At 31.8% G+C, this 20137-nt stretch carries 20 protein-coding genes; all 20 read left to right on the forward strand.

Annotation, left to right across the window (positions count from 1 at the left end):
• Position 1: 1 nt before the first annotated feature.
• The 20 genes from B5D16_RS10780 (at position 2) to B5D16_RS10875 (ending at position 20085) form a co-directional block, all read left to right on the forward strand.
• Complete coding sequence (locus B5D16_RS10780; protein WP_078766995.1) at positions 2–469, forward strand: pyridoxamine 5'-phosphate oxidase family protein; 468 nt, start codon at positions 2–4, stop codon at positions 467–469.
• Positions 470–510: 41 nt separating this feature from the next.
• A complete protein-coding gene (locus B5D16_RS10785) occupies positions 511–768 on the forward strand; it encodes a hypothetical protein (protein ID WP_078766996.1) in 258 nt (85 codons plus the stop codon).
• Positions 769–854: 86 nt separating this feature from the next.
• On the forward strand, positions 855–1745 hold the full coding sequence (locus B5D16_RS10790) for an AraC family transcriptional regulator (protein ID WP_078766997.1): 891 nt from the start codon (positions 855–857) through the stop codon (positions 1743–1745).
• A gap of 105 nt (positions 1746–1850) precedes the next feature.
• Positions 1851–2447: a type IV toxin-antitoxin system AbiEi family antitoxin domain-containing protein gene (locus tag B5D16_RS10795; protein WP_078766998.1), complete on the forward strand. Its 597-nt coding sequence runs from the start codon at positions 1851–1853 to the stop codon at positions 2445–2447.
• Positions 2447–3295, forward strand: a complete 849-nt coding sequence (locus B5D16_RS10800) for a nucleotidyl transferase AbiEii/AbiGii toxin family protein (RefSeq protein ID WP_078766999.1) — start codon at positions 2447–2449, stop codon at positions 3293–3295. Before B5D16_RS10795 ends, B5D16_RS10800 begins: the two co-directional genes overlap by 1 nt.
• A gap of 87 nt (positions 3296–3382) precedes the next feature.
• A complete protein-coding gene (locus tag B5D16_RS10805) occupies positions 3383–3955 on the forward strand; it encodes a GNAT family N-acetyltransferase (RefSeq protein ID WP_159444372.1) in 573 nt (190 codons plus the stop codon).
• 371 nt (positions 3956–4326) lie between these two features.
• Entirely contained in the window at positions 4327–5070 is a 744-nt protein-coding gene (locus B5D16_RS10810) for a metallophosphoesterase (protein WP_078767001.1), read from the forward strand.
• A 108-nt stretch (positions 5071–5178) separates the two neighbouring features.
• Entirely contained in the window at positions 5179–5421 is a 243-nt protein-coding gene (locus B5D16_RS10815; protein ID WP_078767002.1) for a metallophosphoesterase family protein, read from the forward strand.
• A gap of 23 nt (positions 5422–5444) precedes the next feature.
• Positions 5445–5939 (forward strand): metallophosphoesterase family protein, encoded by a 495-nt coding sequence (locus tag B5D16_RS10820; protein ID WP_078767003.1) that lies wholly within the window; start codon positions 5445–5447, stop codon positions 5937–5939.
• 36 nt (positions 5940–5975) lie between these two features.
• Positions 5976–6833, forward strand: coding sequence for a DUF2268 domain-containing putative Zn-dependent protease (locus B5D16_RS10825; protein WP_078767004.1), 858 nt, complete (start codon positions 5976–5978; stop codon positions 6831–6833).
• 27 nt (positions 6834–6860) lie between these two features.
• The gene (locus B5D16_RS10830) at positions 6861–7271 is read left to right on the forward strand and encodes a VOC family protein (RefSeq protein ID WP_078767005.1); all 411 of its coding nucleotides are present in this window, start codon (positions 6861–6863) and stop codon (positions 7269–7271) included.
• Between the two features lie 119 nt (positions 7272–7390).
• Positions 7391–7762 (forward strand): hypothetical protein, encoded by a 372-nt coding sequence (locus B5D16_RS10835; protein ID WP_078767006.1) that lies wholly within the window; start codon positions 7391–7393, stop codon positions 7760–7762.
• Positions 7763–7793: 31 nt separating this feature from the next.
• Positions 7794–8225, forward strand: coding sequence for a hypothetical protein (locus B5D16_RS10840; RefSeq protein WP_078767007.1), 432 nt, complete (start codon positions 7794–7796; stop codon positions 8223–8225).
• A gap of 301 nt (positions 8226–8526) precedes the next feature.
• On the forward strand, positions 8527–9147 hold the full coding sequence (locus tag B5D16_RS10845; protein ID WP_078767008.1) for a DUF6088 family protein: 621 nt from the start codon (positions 8527–8529) through the stop codon (positions 9145–9147).
• 309 nt (positions 9148–9456) lie between these two features.
• Positions 9457–11886, forward strand: coding sequence for an S-layer homology domain-containing protein (locus B5D16_RS10850; protein WP_078767009.1), 2430 nt, complete (start codon positions 9457–9459; stop codon positions 11884–11886).
• A gap of 194 nt (positions 11887–12080) precedes the next feature.
• Positions 12081–12785 carry a S1 RNA-binding domain-containing protein gene (locus tag B5D16_RS10855; RefSeq protein ID WP_078767010.1) on the forward strand — a complete coding sequence of 235 codons (705 nt, stop codon included), beginning with the start codon at positions 12081–12083 and terminating at the stop codon, positions 12783–12785.
• Between the two features lie 348 nt (positions 12786–13133).
• Positions 13134–14330, forward strand: coding sequence for an aldo/keto reductase (locus B5D16_RS10860; RefSeq protein ID WP_078767011.1), 1197 nt, complete (start codon positions 13134–13136; stop codon positions 14328–14330).
• Between the two features lie 30 nt (positions 14331–14360).
• Positions 14361–15644 (forward strand): hypothetical protein, encoded by a 1284-nt coding sequence (locus B5D16_RS10865; RefSeq protein ID WP_078767012.1) that lies wholly within the window; start codon positions 14361–14363, stop codon positions 15642–15644.
• Between the two features lie 201 nt (positions 15645–15845).
• Positions 15846–18911, forward strand: coding sequence for a clostripain-related cysteine peptidase (locus tag B5D16_RS10870; protein ID WP_078767013.1), 3066 nt, complete (start codon positions 15846–15848; stop codon positions 18909–18911).
• Positions 18912–19068: 157 nt separating this feature from the next.
• Complete coding sequence (locus B5D16_RS10875) at positions 19069–20085, forward strand: GGDEF domain-containing protein (protein WP_078767014.1); 1017 nt, start codon at positions 19069–19071, stop codon at positions 20083–20085.
• Positions 20086–20137 lie beyond the last annotated feature (52 nt).

Raw genomic sequence — 20137 nt, forward strand, 5'->3', positions numbered from 1 at the left:
AATGAGAAGAAGTGATAGAGAAATAACAGATAAATTACAAATTGAACAGTTTATTGCAAAAGAGCAGATTATTAGAATTGCATTCTATGATAATGGAGATTTGTATATTGTTCCACTTAATTATGGTTATATAAATGAGAATGGAAAAGATATTTTTTATTTTCATGGAGCTAAAGCTGGACGAAAATATGAACTTAGTAAAACCTCACCAAAGGTTGGATTTGAAATTGATGGTGAATATGAATTATTAGAGGCTGATGTTGCATGTGATTATTCAGCTAAGTTTCAAAGTGTTATTGGTACTGGTAGATTATCAATAGTTGAAGATAATGAAGAAAAAATAAGAGGATTAAATATTTTAATGAATCATATTTCTGGAAAATCTGAGTGGAAGTATTCTAAAGAAATGGTTGATGCAGTTGCGGTTTTTCGATTAGAAGTTGAGAAGCTATCATGTAAGGCAAAGTAAATGTATATTTCAGGATGATGTACTAGGAGGAGGCATGAAAAATGAGCGAGGGAAAACGTTATAAACATAAATTGAATATGCTAGAGCCAGGGAGCATAATGCTTAAATGGATTGGTATCTTGATTCTTATTGGTTTAGTGTTATATGTCTTTAGTTTTAGAATGGTAGCTTTTGGTGCATGGATTTTATCAGGGATTATTTTTGTAGTTCTACTGATTTTGCTAACCATAGAAGGTCATCAGGACAAAGTGATGAATGAAATTGGTATAAGAGAAAATGAAAAAAACGGTGAACTTTGATATAACCTGACAGATTTTCGCAAACCGGGAAATGTATTTTTTTCTGAGATGGTACATAATGTATTTGTAAGCAGGAGGAAGAAAGTATGGAATGGATTGAAGCATTACAAAAAGCCATCACTTATATGGAGGATCATCTCCTTGAGGAGATTAACTATGAAGACGTAGCGAAGCGGGTGCACACGTCGAGTTATGAGTTTCATAGAGCCTTCAGTTTTGTGACGGGATTTACAGCAAATACATATATTCGTAATCGCCGATTATCTATGGCGGCAAGAGAACTTGTAGAGACTGATGCGAAGATTACCGATTTGGCGATGAAGTATGGTTATGAAACACCGGAAGGTTTCACTAAGGCATTTACTAGGTTTCATGGTGTCGCTCCTAAGACAGCCAGAGAAGAAGTCGGTAAACTAACTCTTTTTAACCCGCTTACGATTACAATATCTGTGAAAGGTGGTAAGAGTATGGATTATCGTATAGTTCAAACAGAAAAAAAGAAATTTATTGCACTCGTAAGAGAATTTAGTAATGGAATTATTAATGACGAAGCAAATCATGACGTTGCAGACTTCTGGGGTGAGTGTAACAGCAATCAGATGCTATCTCCAATTTGGATGTTAAGAGAAGATGGAAAGCGTGACCTTTATGGTCTTTGCAGTCCAACAACAGAAGGAAAAGATACATTCGAATATGGTATTGGAATTATTGTTGATGAAGATACCGCAGAGTTTGATCAGGCAGATTTGGAGAAGAAAGGATTCCGTATTTGGGATGTTAATTCAGGAACTTATGTAGTTTTTGACTGCGTAGGCGAAAACGGTGATTGTATCGCAAAGACCTGGACTAACTTCTATAAGGAGTTTTTGCCTCAGATGGGTTACGAAGCAGCAGAAGAAACAGACTATGAACTTTACTTCGATGGTACTAGACCAGAAGTATTCTGTGAACTTTGGATTCCAATTAAAAAGAAATAATAAATTCCCTGGTGGGTAACCAGGGAATTTTTATATGATGTATTTACAAAATGTTCTTTAAAATGATATAATTAAAGAACAAAATGTAATAGGGAGGTGTTTAATATGGATTATACTATAGATGGTATTAGGTTGTTGATAGAAGAACATGGTGGAGTTGTAACATTAGGTGATTTTCAGCGTGCAGGGATTACTAGATTTATGTTATATGGGCTTTTAGAAAAAGGTATTATTATAAAGGAGTCACACGGAAGATATTTGTTTAATGATGATGAACCAGATGAGTATAAAATAATACAAAATAGATCAGATAAGTTAATATATTCGCATGGAACGGCATTATATTTACATGGTATGTCTGATAGAGTACCGCATATTTTGGAAATCACTGTTCCACAAGGGGATAATGTTTCAAGAATTAAAAAAACATATAAAAATACAAAGTTTCATTATTGTAAAAAAGAATTATGGGATTTGGGAATTGAAAATATAAGAACTCCCCAAGGATATGTTGTAAGAGTATATGATAAGGAACGGTGTATTTGTGATATAATTAGGAATAAACAAAATATTGATTCACAGATTTTTATTCAAGCAATACGTGAGTATTTCAAATCAGAATCGAATCCAAGAAAAATTTTAAAATATGCCAAGTGTTTTAATATTGAAAACAAGGTTCGTAATTACATGGAGGTGTTGTGATGAAAAGAAGGACACCTGAACAATTAAAAGGGCAAGTGAGAGCATTTGCTAAGGAAAGAGAGTTACAATCTCAAGAAGTTTTGCAGATCTTTTTATTTGAAAGAATATTAGAGAGATTATCAAAATCAAAGTATTCAAATAATTTTATTCTTAAAGGAGGATTGTTAATATCTTCAATGGTTGGTATTTCGGAACGAACGACTATGGATATGGATACTACGGTAACTGGAATTACTATGAATGAAAAAGAAATAATAGATATAGTTTGTGAAATATTAAGTATTGATGTTGGTGATGATATAAGATTTGAGTATAAAAAGATTGAATCAATTCGAGAAGATGACGATTATAATGATTATAGAGTTTATATTATTGCTCATTATGGAAGGATAGCGAATGATATGAAGATAGATATAACAACAGGAGATATAATTACGCCTGCTGCTGTTGATTATTCATATAAAACTATTTTGGATGGAGATGATATAATTGTTAAGGCATACAATAAGGAGACAATTATTGCTGAAAAATTTGAAACAATTATTAGAAGAAATATTGGTATAACAAGAGCAAGAGATTTTTACGATTTATATATGTTTTTTAGTTTATATAAGAATGAGATAGATTATAATGTTTTGAAGAAAGCCATAAATAGGACTGTAATAAAACGTGGTTCTGAAAGTGAATTGGATGAATGGGTTAGTATATATGAAGATATGAAAAAAGAGTACGAACTGAGAAAAGTATGGGAAAATTATAGAAATAATAATGTATATTCTAAAAATACAACTTTTGAAGATGTTATAAATGTGGTAAAAGAAATTGGTGAAAGAATTATAGAAGTATAAAGATGTTTGAATTTAAAAGAATTGGCACGAACGAAAAAGAAGAAATAAAAGAATTATTTACAAGTTTTTTACAAAGGAAGAAGAATGATGATTACATATAAAGAAGTAGACAAAACATATTTTGATTTATATGATAAAGTATCTATGAATGTAGAAGTTAATTCGGAATATAAATTGAAAAGAATTGATAGTGGGCTTGGGGGATTTCTTTTTGAGGAAGTTCCTGTGGAGAAATGTATAAAAGATTTAAGTGAGTATGAACTTGCCAAGGAATATGAGAAAACTTTTGATATATCAACTTGGAAATTTTATATGGCATTTGCTGAGAATAAGCCTATTGGTGCTGCAACCGTGGCAGGGCCAACAGAGAATTTAAATATGTTATCTGGAAGAACAGATGCTTGTGTTCTGTGGGATATAAGGGTTCAGGATGGTTATAAGCATCAAGGAATAGGACAAAAACTGTTTGATATGTGTAGAGAAGGCGCAGTTAAAGCTGGATATAAACAGATGATAATAGAATGTCAGAATAACAATGTTACAGCCTGTAATTTTTATAAAAAGCAGGGTGCGTTATTATTTAAAGTTGATATGTATGCATACTATTCTGAACCGGAAGTAAGAGATGAAATTCAGTTAATATGGTATTTGGATTTATAGTTATTTATCAGAAGATAATTCATTTAATTTTTGGGCATAAGCGAGTAATTGTTTAAGTTGTTTTTTGTTCCAATTATTTCTTTGGTTAAGTATTTGAAAAATCTCTGGTTCTGTATTTTTGTTTTTATCTAACTCAAGATGAATATAAAAACTTGATGTCGAAAAAATCGACATCAAGTTGGGGAGGAAGAAGAAAACCACAAAGAGCTTTTATTGTGGAGCTTCATCTAAGGATGCTGCGGTGAGATTAACAACTGCTATCATAGAAATAACAAGTAGTGATATGAAAAAACAAATGCATATTCTTATTGATCAAATGTTAGATAATTCGCCTTTGGTTTTAAGATAAAAGGTAAAGAGGAGAATGAAATATGAAAGTTTTAGTTATACCAGATATACATTTAAAAAAGTGGATTTTTGATAAAGCTGAAAGTATGTTAAATGAAGGAAAAGCAGATAGGGCAGTATGCTTGATGGATATACCAGATGATTGGTATATGGATTTTAATACAGAGTTATATGGGGATGTGTTTGATAGAGCTATTGAATTTGCTAAAACTTATCCAGATACTTTATGGTGTTATGGAAATCATGATGTGAGTTATCCTTGGGGACGTTTGGAAACAGGATATTCACCGTGTGCAGAAAGTATTGTCATATCCAAATTAGAAGAACTTGAAGAAACTATTCAAGATTCATCAAAGATTGCAATTATTCATAGAATTGATAATGTATTGTTTTCACATGGAGGATTATGTGAAGAATACGTAAAATGGTTAGATTCACAATTAAATTATGAAGAAAATTTACAAACTAATTATTTTGAAAAAAACATAGATGAAATGATTATGATTATAAATAATACTATACAGGATAATTTATGGAAAAGTATTTCTCCATTGTGGTTAAGACCACAACATGGTGATATAGAAGCATATAGGAGAGATAAGTATATGCAAGTGGTGGGACATACTCCTGTTGAGGAGATATATGAAAAGAATGGTTTTATATCAACTGATGTGTTTTCGACTTATAGAGATGGAAGACAAATTGGCGAATCTGCTTTCTTAGTGATTAATTCGAAAACTAAGGAGTATGAAAAGCTAATATTTTAGTTATATAAATAATAATAGTGATTTTTCTTTTTGATGGGATAAAAAAATGATAAAATAATAAAGTGAATATAAGAAATACTGTATATAGAGTCACGAAGGAGAATAACAATGTCAAAGATTTTATTTTTGGCGGACTTACATGGAAATATGACCGCTACACTTGCACTAGAAAAAGAAATTGAAAAGATACAGCCAGATGATATTTGGTTTTTAGGAGATGCAGTGGGTAAAGGACCTGAGAATGATAAAACACTGGACTGGGTTAGAAATCATTGTCATCATTTTATAGCGGGGAACTGGGATGAGGTTGTTATTAAGAGTTCTGGTGTGATTAATATAAACACGATTTAAAAGAACAGATAGATGATGAATTTATGGGATGGCTTAAATCTAATGCTTTCTATGTAAATCAGTTGGGTGATGAACGAATAGAGTGGCTTAGATCTTTGCCTATGGAGGATGAAGTACTTATAAGTGGAGTGAATTTTAGATTATTTCATGGAAGACCAATAGATGAAAATTATCATCCATATCTTTCGATGGATGAATTGAATACAGGATTTACAGATACAAAGGGTACTGTTCATCAAGGTTTTATAAGTGCAGATTGTCATATGCCATATATACGTTCTCATAATATGGGTTATGCAATCAACACAGGAAGTGTTGGTAATTCACTTGGTATTCCAAGATGTCATGCTCTGTTAATTGAAGGGGATCTTGGAGAGTCTAAATTAACGCCAATGAGTATGAATATCCTAAGCATTCCATATGATAATGAACTTGCTGCGAAAATCGCAGATGAGTATGATGTGCCTGATAGAGAAGCATATAAGAATGAAATATTAAAAGGTGTTTATTCAAGGTAGGAATTTGAAAGTGACTTTTGTATAATTGGAGCAAATATGAATATTATAAATACAATTTCAAATATAGATGATATTTTTATATCTGGACATTTTGATTTATCAGAATGGAAAAAGTATATGGATTTATACATTCCTGGTGCAAAAGAGATATGTCTTAAGGATATGATTGATTGTCAAAGAGCTGGATATACTTGGGAAAAGGATTATTTACCAATATTGGATGGAGCCTATAATGATTTAGGTAAGATAGATAAAGTTGTAAATGCATTTGCTGAAGTAACACAGAATTTGAATGATAGAATATATGAAGTGTTTAATCGAACGTTAGATGTTGACATATATCTCTATTTAGGTTTGTGTAATGGAGCAGGATGTGTTACAGAGGTATCGGGTAAAACAACAATTCTTCTTGGAATAGAAAAGATTATTGAGTTTGGTTGGTATGACATAGACTCTATGAATGCATTGATACTTCATGAATTGGGACATGTTTATCAGAAACAGTATGGCCTATTTAAAATAACAACTAATTCAGAGAAAGATAGTTTTTTATGGCAACTTTTCACGGAAGGTGTTGCTATGGTATTTGAACAGGAGATACTGGGAAATTTTAATTACTTTCATCAAGATAAAGATAATTGGAGAAATTGGTGTGAAAGTAATATTGAATTAATAATAAGATCATTTTGTGATGATTTAAATACAATGACTCGTGATAATCAAAGATACTTTGGTGATTGGGTTAGTTTTGAAAACCATAGTGATGTTGGATATTATCTTGGTACTAGATTTGTGCGTTTTATGTTGGAAGAGAATTCTTTTGACAGTATTATAAATTATGGATTGGACAAAATAAAAGAAGAATTTGATAGATTTATTGGAGATAAACTTTAATTGAAAACTTGAAAGGATAGGTATTTTATGAGATTAGATGGATTTGGAATATTTGTTGAGGATATGGCAAAGATGATTCGTTTTTATAGGGATGTATTGGAATTCGAAATTAAGGAAGCGGAAGATGCATCTAATGTATATCTTGTAAAGGATGGAACATTATTCTTGTTTTATGGACGTGGAGATTTTGAAAAGATGACGAGTCGTAAGTATGACTATGTTAAGGGATTAAATGGTCATTATGAGATTGCTTTATATGTTGATACTTTTGAAGAGGTTGATGAAGCATTTAAGAAAGCAGTTGAAAATGGCGCCACACCAGTACTTGAACCAGAGTTAGAACCATGGGGACAGAGAACATGCTATATTGCAGATCCTGAAGGAAATCTAATTGAGATTGGTTCATGGAATAAACCATATGAAGAAAAAGATAAATAAAAGGGAGAAAAGAATAATTTTGGAGGTAAAACAATGAAAAGGGAACATTCTATGGAAATGATGAACATCATTCGCACCCACATTTTCATGAATATCCTGGAGATAAATGGAATGTAGCTTTGACTTCATTTCAAAATAGAAATACAATGAATCAGGTTCCATTTTGTTATAGAAATCATTGTGATGTAAATATGGATTACTATGGTGGAGGAATTGAAGATTATAGAAAATTATACGCATATATTTTACTTCCTGATAGAATTGTATATGAAATAGAGCATCCTGTTAATGGTATAATTCATTTAAATCCTGATGATTGGAAAAAGATGAATAGTATTTCAGATGAGTACGGAATAATTGAATTATTTGATATTAAAGAACGTAAATGTTTATTCAATCTTTTGGCCATGGATGCAACATTTGATGGAAAAGTTGATGTTTCAGACCTTGTTGTTATGAAACAACGAACAGGAACTTGGATTGTAATATAATGCAAAGCATTTGCTGAAATAAGGTGTAGGAATGAATAATTGTAAAGATTGTATAAATAAAAAACCAGAACAAACAATAGAAAAATGCCCAGAATGTAATCAACAAACATTAATCGTAAAAAACGGAAGTGCAATATGTACTAACTGCGGTTTCGGATGGGCTACTTCACCAGTAATGGCTCCATGTGTAACAAGTGAGAAATACGAGATATATGTTAACGGAAGCAATAAAGAAAATTATTTGCTGATAGCAAGATTGTTTTGTGTAAATGTAAATGCAGTAAAAAATGCATTTAATAAAGGCGAAAGTCTTTCTATTAAGGGATATACCTATAAGATTAGAGAGATCATGTTGGCATTAGAAGAAAGAAAAATTGAATATAAAGTTGAACCAAATATATTATATGACTTTCCTGAAATAAAGGAATGTATGTGTTTTCCGGGATGGAGAACTGCAGATTAACTATATAGCCAATATTTGTGAATAGATGATTTTAGGGAACTTTTTGCGAATTATAACGCGGAAAAGTTCCCTAAAATTTGTTGCAGGAGAAAGCTGATTATCAAGCTCGTCTTAATCTTATTCCATATGACGGTTCGCCGGAAATAAAAGAGAATAAAACTGGTAGTAGCTGAAGATAATAATAATCAGAAGTAGATGAATGAGCATAACGCTTATTGACTTAAATGGTTAAAATATGTTATTGTATATATAACGAAAACGAAATATAAAAGTTAAAATGCGTTATGTGGGAGGCGTGGTTATGTTATATGAATATTTGATTGAAAATTTTAAGCCATATGAACCAATCTTCACTGCAGATATTGATATCGGCATGGTAGGAAATTCACTTCGTCCAAAATTAAAGGAATTGTGTGATTCTGGAAAACTTTGTAGATATGATGCAGGGGTTTATTATTTGCCTGGTGAAATGAAATTGAAGGGATTAACTCCAATATCGGCTAATACTGTAGCTAGATGCAGATATGTAAATCGGAGAGGTAGAGTACAGGGATATTATTCGGGATATACTTTTGCAAATCAGATTGGACTATTACTTCAGGTTCCTTATGTTCAGGAAATAGTAACAAATGAAGCAAGTGCAAAAGTGAGAGAAGTTGATATTAAGGGACAGAAATTCATTATCAGAAAGCCTAAGGCAAAAATTACTGAGGAAAATATATATGTAATGCAGTTTTTAGATTTCCTTAGTGATATAGATAAATATGTGGATGAAAGTGCTACTAATATTTCTGATAAGTTAAAAAAAATTATCAAGGATGAAAAAATTACAAAAGAACTTGTTGATACTTATATTGGTTTATATCCAACAAAGGTATATAAAAACCTATATGAAACAGGAGTGGTTTATGCTATTACATAAGGATAGAGAACAATTTGAAAATATAATTAATGCTGTTTCTAATGAATTAAGAATTCCAAATTAGTCGATGAGGTAAAATTTTATATTTAGTGTTTTATATTGAATCCCCGATACTATCAGGTAAATGATGATTGTATCGGGGATTGTTTTTGGCAATGTTTTTTATGATAACGTTAGAGAATGTACTTTGTATATTATTGCCATATTGACATATCTATATTTTTTGATTTAAAATAGTTAACGGGCGTTAAAGTATAACTTTGTATATTTACGTTTGGTGGTTTTATTTGTAAGGAGGATATAAAAAAGATGAAAAACATGAAAAAATTTATTGCCACACTTATGTGTGCGGCAATGGTTTTTACGGGAATTGATACTCAATCCGTAAAGGCAGCAAATGATGTTGTAGAAGTTGTATCTATTGACGAAGATCACTTTCCTGATGAAAACTTCAGAAAATGTGTTGTGGTTAACTCTGATAAAGATGGTGATGGTTGGCTTGATAGTAATGAAATAAAAAATACATGGAATTTGTATTGTGAGAATAGTAAGATTTACAGTATCAAAGGTGTAGAATACTTCACAGAATTACAGGGGTTATGGTGTAAGGGTAATAATATTTCAGAAATGGATTTATCAAAAAATACTAACCTTCTTAGTGTGTGGTGTTCATATAATCCTTTAACTGAATTAGATCTTTCAAATTGTCCGAATCTCGTATGGGTTTATTGTTTTAATTGTAAACTTAAAAAATTGGATTTTAGTAAGAATAAACATCTTGCTTTTCTTGAATGTAATGCAAATCCAGATCTTAAAGAACTTGATGTGTCTAATAATCCTGTACTTGAACATTTATTTTGTAGTAATTGTTCGCTTGAAAAATTAGATGTATCTAAAAATTTGAATCTTTGTGAACTTACTTGTTTTTATAATGATTTAGAAGAGTTGGATGTTTCTCGTAATCTACTTCTTAAGAGACTTGATATATGGCACAATCCAAAACTTAAGGATGTAGATATTTCAAATAATAAGGAACTTCAGTACGTAAACATTGCATGGACAGCAGCGAAGAATGTAAATGTAAGGAATCAGAAGCATTTGCTGGAATTGGTTTGTAGTTATAATAATGGTATTACATCGCTAGACCTATCTCAAAATTCAGAGTTGGCATTTTTAACGGTCGAATGTGATACGAAGCTACAATCTCTTGATTTATCTCACAATCCAAAGCTTTATTACCTTAGGGCCTATGGATTAAGTAGTATTGAAAAATTAGATTTTAGCAAGAATTTTCGCCTTTGCAAAGCTTATAATGAGGGTAAATATGCAGATGAACCTAAGATGGGTGAAGTTTACTCAAAGACAATAGATTATGGCGGAAGTAGTTATCCGCTTGATGAACTTAGACATTACGTTGCGCTTGATAATAGAATGAAAGGTTCTAAGGTGAATGCAAAGTTCAACGGTAAAAATGTTCCAGATTGTAAACTTGATAAGAATGATGGACTTAAGGATAGCGATACATTTATTACAAGAGGTCAGGCTATGCAGACTCTTTATATGCTTGCGGGCGAACCAGATGTTAGTAATTTAAAAACAAGATTTACTGATGTTCCATCTGATGCTTCTTATTACGATGCAGTTAAATGGGGCGAAGCAAATAATATATGCTTCGGTTATCCTGTGATTTGCGATAATCAATTTAAAGGCGAGGAACTTATTAATAGACAGGATTTTGCTTTGATGGCTTATAGATATGCTGGTGTGTTTAAGCTTGGTTCAGGGTATGATTATGGTAGATCTGATTGGTATAAAGATTCGCTTGATATGGACTTTTATGCATGGGTAGCTTTCACGTGGGCACTCCAATGGAAAGTTGTTCATATAGAAAAGGACTCAACTTATTGTCGACCTCATGGAAGAATAAATTACGATGAATTTTATGATGGCCTTGTTAATTTGCTGAACCTTGATGCTAGTGCATCTTATTCAGAGAGAGTAGGTGGAAACTACGATGCAGATGGTTATCAGGCTATAGGTTATCCAGGTAATATTGAGCGTAAAAATGTCAAAATTGTAATTCCAAAGACATATGCTGGAACAACTAAAGATGTTTATGGAAATAAGATGGTTCCTCTTGAGGATAAAGAGAAACAGATAAAATCTATTACTGGTGATAAAGATGCGACTGGTTCGACATTCTCGCTTCTTAAGGCTAAGCAGGCGAAGGTAACGAAGAAGAGCATTAAAATATCATGGAATAAGGTTAAGGGTGCTGAGTCATACGTTATTTATGGCAGCAAATGCGGTAAGAAAAATAAATATGTTAAATTAGGTACAGTTACTGGAACTTCATATACTCAGAAGAAACTAAAAAAGGGTACGTATTATAAATACATAGTTGTGGCTGAAGGTAATGGAAAAACTCGTGCTATTTCTAAAACTATATACATTGCTACTAAGGGTGGCAAGTTTGGAAATCACAAGGCTGTAAAGGTAAAAAGGAGTAAGGTTAAACTTAAAAAAGGAAAGACAGCGAGGAGTAAGGCTGTTGCTAAGGCTGCCAGCAGAAAACTTAAGGTGAAGAAGTATAGAAAGCTTTCATATGAAACTTCAAATCCTAAGGTTGTAAAAGTTTTAAAGAATGGAAAGATTAAAGCCGTAGGTAAAGGAAGTTGTGTTGTTTATGTTTATGCGCAGAATGGTGTGTATAAGGCAGTGAAGGTAAAGGTTAAATAAATTATAGGGTTAGACATTATTGTTGTATTTGATTAAATAGTCTAAAGTATTTGCTGAAATTATAACAGGTCGACAGAGTTGATGCTCAGTCGGCCTTTGTTTTTGAAAATAGTGGAAAAATAGTGTAAAATAGTGGAAAAATAGTGGAATTATTATTTTACAAAAAAATACGATTATAAAAGGAGAATTTGAACATGGAAGAAACAATGAAGGATTACGAGGAAATGTTAGAAGAATCATATAGCTTAATTGGCGATGGCGTACATGATACGGATGAGCTGTTAGCCTGGAGAAAAGCAGAAGAGATGAAGGAATCACAGGAGAATTTTACAGTTACTGTAAGTGGAATTGTAAAAGGCGGTGTGGTTGCTGATTTTGAAGGCATAAGAGCATTTATTCCAATATCAAAATTATCACTTGAAAGAGTGGAAGACTGTAATCCGTTCTTGGAAAAGGAACTTGAGGTTAGAGTATTTGAAGCAAATATGGATGAAGATAAACTTATATTATCTGCAAAAGAAATACTTAAAGAAAAGCAGGAAATGAGCAAAAAGAAAAAGATGTCTGAGATTACCGAAGGACAGGTATTCCACGGTGTGGTTGCTACGATAAAGGATTACGGAGCATTTGTTGATATCGGGAATGGCATGTCAGGATTGGTGCACATTTCTCAGATTTCACACGATAGAATCAAACATCCAAGTGTTGTGCTTAAAGAAGGACAGGAGGTTGATGTTAAGGTTATCGAAATTAAGGATGGCAAGATTTCACTTTCAATAAAAGCACTTATAGAGAATTCTGAAGAAGAGGTTGAAGAAGAAGATTTTGAACTTCCAGAGACTGAAGAAATTGGAACATCGCTTGGCGATTTACTAAAAGGATTAAAGATTGGAGAATAATGCCTTTAGCTCAATAATATTTATAATTAAACACGATGAAAAAAATAAAATAGTTGCAGTATATGCAGTTGTTGATCATAGGCAAGAGTACCTTAGTATTATACGAGGTTTATAAAAACCGTCTATCTATTAAAGATAGACGGTTTTTTACAGCAAATGTTATAATAAATGAACTTAATAAGAGAATAAACTTGATAGTAAAAAAATATGTGGTAAAATCAGAAAAGATAATAAGTGTTCGAGATAGAAAAGTATTTGATAATGTACGAAGCGACTATTAAGCCTGGAAATGAATGAGTTGTTATAGATATTTGGATTTAAAGGAGATAACATTATAGGAGATAATTTATGCAGTATAGAGAAGATAAAAATGGTGAAAAACTATCTATATTGGGATATGGGTGTATGAGGTTTACAAAAAAGGGAAACAGTATTGATATTGATAAAGCTGAAAAAGAAATTATGGAAGCTTATAATCAGGGGGTAAATTATTATGATACAGCCTATATTTATAGTGGGAGTGAAGCTGCATTAGGTGAAATTGTTGAAAAAAATAATATAAGAGATAAAATTAAAATTGCAACTAAGCTACCTCAATACTTAATAGGAAATGGTAAGGGTCTTGATAAATATTTTAATGAGGAATTATCGAGACTTAAAACTGATTATGTTGATTATTATCTTATGCATCATTTGACAGATGTAGCTATGTGGGAAAAACTAAAAGCAGTTGGAATTCTTGAATGGATTGAAAAGAAAAAGAAGGAAGGTAGTATAAGAAATATTGGATTTTCTTATCATGGTAATAGTGAAAATTTTATAACAATACTAGAGGATTATAATTGGGATTTTTGCCAGATTCAATATAATTATATGGATGAGGTGACTCAGGCTGGTGTTATTGGACTTAAGGCAGCAGCTAAAAAGGGAATTCCAGTAGTTATTATGGAACCATTAAGAGGTGGTAAATTAGTTAATATGTTACCTGAAAAGGCAAAGAAGCTTATTGATAATAATGAGCGTGGTTGGTCAGCGGCAGAATGGGCTTTTAGGTGGTTATATAATCAGCCTGAAGTAACAGTTGTTTTATCGGGTATGAATTCTATAGAGATGGTAAAAGAGAATTGCCGAGTGGCTTCTGATTCTGGCGAGGGCAATTTAAATGAAAGTGATCTAAAGTTATTAGAAGAAATAAAAAGATTAATTAAGGAAAAAGAAAAGGTAGGGTGTACAGGTTGTAGATATTGTATGCCTTGTCCTAAGGGCGTTGATATACCTGGTATATTTGCGTGTTATAATACAATGTATATTGAAAATAAGAACTCAGGTCGTTTTCAATTTGCACAGACAGTTGGTCTTACAAAAGAACCGGCATTTGCTACTCAGTGTATAGAGTGCGGCAAATGTGAAACTCACTGTCCGCAGAATATTCCAATTAGAGAAAAACTTAAGGAAGCTGATAAAGCTTTAAGACCTTTACCTTTTAAAATTGGAATAGGAATAGCCAGAAAATACATGCTTAGGAAAGCAAAAAAAGAAAAATAAATATATTACAGAAATGGGGAGAATGATATTATGGATAATTTTGAAATGAATATAAACATTTCACCTACTGATAAGAACTATAATTATTATCAAAGTTTTGCAAAACAGGTTTCTGATTGGTATAGTGATGGAAAAGTATCTGAACTTGCTAGTCAGGATACACGTTTTATGTTAGAACAGCAAAAAGAAAAATTAAAGTCGCTTGGTCTTGAGTTAGATATGAAAACTGAGAAACCAAAAGTGGATACGGAGAGAGTTTCATCCATTTCATATGGTGATAATGTTTTTGTGAATTCCATCATTGGAGGGAATAAACATATTACAATAAGTGTTCACAAATCTCAGAATGAGATTTTTAGATATACTGGTGAAGGAACGCTAAGTATTATTATGCAAAATCCTAAAGAGGGCAATCTTCCGTCACCTAAAACTCCAGTGTGTTGCCCACATTGTGGTGCACCGTCTACACTTGGAAAACTTGAGGATGGATGCGAATTCTGTGATTCAAAATTCTTAATGGATGAATTATATCCTAAGGTGATGCATTTCTTTATTAAAGAAGATAATGAAAACTATTTTGAAGAGAATCAAATCAAAAAATATATATTAGGTGGTTTTATTTTTTTCTCAGTACTAACAATAGGGGAAATGATAATTGATTTATTAACTGGAGGTACAAGAATTAACATTGTTTTTGAGGTCGTTTCAAGGCTTGCTGGAAGTTTATTTGCTGGTGCAATATTTGGTGGTATAGCATGGTTTATAGCAGGTAGTGTGGGCTCAGTTAAGCTTATGAGAAAGTCTGCACGTGGGGCCACTAAAACTATGAATTCTCTGTCGTTTTGTCATAAGATGCGCTTGATTGATCCAACTTTTTCAACGGAATATTTCCGCGATAAATCTATGTCATTGTTGAAACTTATGATATATAGTAAGAATCCGCAAGAATTGACTATCTGTAAGTGCGATAAGCCAATTCCGGAAAAGTTTCGTGAGATTGTGGATATGACGTATTATAATTCTGGCGTTGACAAATACAGTTTCAAGGATGGTATTTGCAATGTTTCACTTACGTTTTATACAGATAGCTTACATTACCATAACGGAGAAATCCTTCGTAAGTCCGATAAGATTCGTATGAGTTTGCGTAAAGTTATAAAAAAACCAACCAACCTTGGATTTTCTGCTATGGCTGTATCTTGTCCATCATGTGGTGCAAGTTTCGATGCGGAAAAACTTAAAAATTGTCCGTTCTGTGATAGTGCCTACCCAATTGAGGAAAATGAATGGGTTGTGACAGATATTTGGATCTGATAGTAAAATAAATAATACATGAATAAATAGAAGAAAGCCTTAAATATTATGGCTTTCTTTTATTTTGAAATTAGAAATTTTATTAGTTAAAAAATATTTAAAAATAGTTTGTCACAAAATGATACTAACTGTAGTTATTATGGATGTAAGAACAAAACGTACGGATTATCTTATAGAAAACTGTTATACAAGGAGAAAAGAATGAAAAAGTATTTAACTAAAAAAATAGTAACGGTAACTAGTGCATTGGCAATTGCAATTTCTGGAGTAAATGTACCGAATATGAGTAATTATTCGTATGCTGCAGAAGCTCAGAAATTAAATGTATTAAGAAAATCACCAGGGTGGACATTTGGTTTGTATATGTGTGGTAATAATCTTGAACAAGAATTAGGATCTGCTTCAGCGGATTTAGTAGAGATACTAAAAGCAAATGTTCCAAAAGAGTTTTCTGAAAACAATAATATTATTGTTGGAACAGGAGGGGCAATTGCATGGCATTTTAAAGATATCTATTCAAATTATCTCATGGAAGAAAAAGGACTTAGTGAAAAAGAAGTTGATCAGATTATTCCTGAGGAGATTGATAGTTCGAAATTATCATTATATAGAGTTAATTATAATCATAAATATAAAGCAGATGATGGTAGTGTAAAAGAGATTCCAACTATTGAACATATTAAGGATATTGCAGATTATGACCCTGCGTTGGTTAAGGAAATACAGGATTTTTATGGAAGTTATGAATTTGATGAAGCTGAAGTTGAGAAAAATAAGTTTTCAAAAGGTAAGAGAGATTCAAAGAATAGTAAGGATGAATCTGATGTGCCAAAAGAGTATGACGATGAAAAATATGCAAATATGGGAGCAGTAAAGTATATAAGAGAATTTTTAAATGAACTTGATACAAATTATGCAGCAGAACATATGGCTATTGATTTATGGAATCATGGTGGAGGAATAACAGGTGGTGTATGCTATGACCAGTATACGGAAAATCCAATTACGTTAGGAGAGTTGAAGCAGGTATTAAAAGAAAGAGCAGAAGATGGATATGAAAAATATGATCTTATAGGATATGATGCTTGCTTTATGTCAAATTATGAATCATGGGTTAATCTTGCACCATATGCAAAAGTAGGTGTTGGTGCACTTACTAGTGAATTTGGAGATGGTTGGTATTATACACCATTTATTGAAAAATTAGCAAATAATTATAGTAATGAATCATATGATGGAAAGCGATTAGGTGCTGACATAGTAAAAGCTCATAAGGATTATTATGGGTATGATGGTATTCTTATGAAAGATATGTGGGAAAATGCATATGAAGGTGAAGGAGAGTATTCAGAGGAGTTTTTAGATGATGCAAATTATTATTTAGAGGATGAGACGTTATGTGCGGTAGACCTTGAAAAGATAGCTCAGACAGCAATAAAATTCTCTGAATTTGGAGATGATTTATTTAAAGCATCTGTTGATGAGGATTCGATGAAGGATATTTTATTACAGTGTTCAAATGTAAAACCATTAGATAGGGATTGTTCATTTGTAGGAATAAGTAATCTATTTGATTTATTAGAAGAAAATGCACCTGAAAGAATTAAAGAACTTTCTGATTCACCGCATACACAATATAGAATTGCAGCACAGGGATATGAAGAATGTCTTGAAGATATAAAGGAATTAAGAGAATCAATCACATCAAGTATTATAAGTGCTTATAATGGATGGGAAACATCTAGATATAATGATTCCATTGCAATGTCGGTATTTTTACCAGCAGAATACGCTGGCGATGAAACTGCGTATTTTAATGTAAATGATTATATGAATTATACTATAGGTGATTCGTATGCTAAGGTGATGTATATGTTTAGTCACAATTTAACTTTAGATCGTGATATGTTTGATTTTAAAGATTTGCCATATGATGTACATTACAATTATGATAAAAATAGTGGAAAGTATTCATTTGAAATGGATCAAGAAAGTGCTGGATATGTTGAAAACTTCAGTGGATATACATACGCAAATGTGGAAGGTAAGAAATATTTAATTAACTGTACAAATACTGAGCCTTGGGCTAGTGAGAAGAATACATTTACTATGAAACCAGTGTGTGAATACTTGACATTTGGAAAAGGTAAACCAGTATATTTTGATGAAAGAAATTACTTAGTAGAAGACGATGCTATATTATCGTACAGATGTTGTCATGGATTTTTAAACGGAGTTTATGGAGAGTTTACTTTTGTTAAGGATATGGATTCTGATAGATATGTGTTCGATGGTTTTTATGCTGATAAAGACAATGAAAATATTGTGGATGAAGATGAATTAGTGGTGGCTGAATTAAAAGTTGGTGATAAGATTAAACTTGAAGTATTAGAAGCAGATAAAGCAATGTATTGTGTAACTGCAGAAGATTATTCAAACAATACCAAAAAATCATATACTGATGAATATGTGATAAAAGCTAGTGATATGGTAGAGTATACAGAGCATGTAGGAGGAAAATACGATACAGATATAGAACATTTAAGCAAAAAGAAAGTTTTATCTCCAAAATTTGATGTCTTTAAGGTTGAAGAGAAAGATGTTGATTTAGTTTTAGGATATGATTTAGTTATTGAAAATTTCGATGGAGGATATGAATGTTTTATAACAGATAGTAAAGTATATAATGTTGGAAAAGTTAATTCATTTTCAAATGGTGAGATAAAAATTGAAAAGAAAGAATTTGAATTGACTGGAGAAGGTATTACACCTAAGGTTGAGTTTGTTAATAGTAACTTAAAGGAAGGCGTTGATTATAAGGTTGAATACGAAAATAACATCGGTATAGGTAAAGCTAGAGTTGTTATTAAAGGAATGGGAACACTTGAAGGATTAGAAGATAGAATCGTTGAATTTGATATTGTAAAAATCAAAAATGCAGATGGTAAAATAGTATATAAGACAGTTATTATAAATACACCAGATAAAACTAAAGTTAAGTTACTAAAAAATAATAAAAAGAAATCACTTAAAGTATCTTGGAAAAAGATAAAGGGTGTATCAGGATATGAAGTAGTTGTTGCTCGTGATAAAAAGTTTACAAAGGGAAAGAAAGTTAAGGATGTTAAAAAGACATCAACAATAATTAAAAACCTTAAGAAGAATAAAAAATATTATGTAAAAGTAAGAGCATATAAAGTTGATCCAAATGGCAAAAAAGTATATGGTAAGTATAGTGATGTTAAGAAAATAAAAATAAAAAAATAGATTTTTCTCTTACTAAAAGAATGACAAATAAAAATCGCTTATCTTTTTCGAAAGATAAGTGGTTTTTTATATTTTAATTAGTTTTAACTGTTTTAGTATTGGTTAGTTAGTGTTATAATAAAAGTGGGTTTTTACAATTAGGATAGGAGGGGTATTTATGAGTATGGCGGCAGCGAAAAAAATGACATACGGTGTAAATACAGTAATATTGCTCCTGGTATTTGGATTGGGCTACTTTTTCTGTAGAGTGAATGCACCGTTTCTTATATATTTCAGTATTCCTACAGTAGTTGTTTATTTGGTAGGATATTATCTTATTGCAAAAGAATTGCTACATATTTATGTTTGGCTAGTATATATTTGGATTACTTTGTATATGAGTATGGCGACAGTGTGTCTTGGGTACTCATATGGGTTCCATCTTTATTGCTTTTCAATGATTCCAGTAATGTACGCGACAGAATATATGGCTTATAAATTGGAACGAAGAAGTTTGCGAGCTCTTTACGTTAGTTTTGGTATTGAAGCTGTATACCTTATTTGTACGGGCTATGTATCAGTGGTAGGTCCGATATATGAAAGAGACCAGGAATTAGCGGCGTTCTTCTGGATTTTTAACGCTATTATAGTATTTGGATTTTTGATTTTCTATATTAATTATCTTATAAAGATGGTGATATCATCTGAGGAAAAACTCCGTGAAATGGCTCAGGTAGATAGACTTACAAAACTTTACAACAGACACTATATGATAAATCGTCTTGACGAAGCAAGTAGCAATAGTGAGACAGACTTTATAGCCATGGCGGATATTGATAAATTTAAGAATATTAATGATACATATGGTCATGCGGCTGGTGATGAAGTACTTAGAGTCATAGCTAATACTATGAAATCCATATGTTCAGATTGTGATATAGCAAGATGGGGTGGTGAAGAATTTTTATTTTACTCTGAAAAGTGTAAAAATGGTAAAGAGTTGATGGAAAAACTTCGAAAGAAGATAGAAACGACTCCTATATCATGGGAAGATGGAGAAATTCCAGTTACAATTACAATAGGAATTAGTATGCGTAAGAAAAATCAATCTGTTGATGATTGGATTAAGGACGCAGACGAAAAACTTTATTATGGAAAAAATAACGGAAGAAATAGAGTGGTTACCCAAAAGTGAGTGGGAATTGAAAGTAGGAGTACATATGATAGGAAAATAAAAGGAGATAAGG

Source organism: Eubacterium uniforme, from assembly GCF_900167115.1.
Lineage (GTDB): Bacteria > Bacillota > Clostridia > Lachnospirales > Lachnospiraceae > Eubacterium_S > Eubacterium_S uniforme.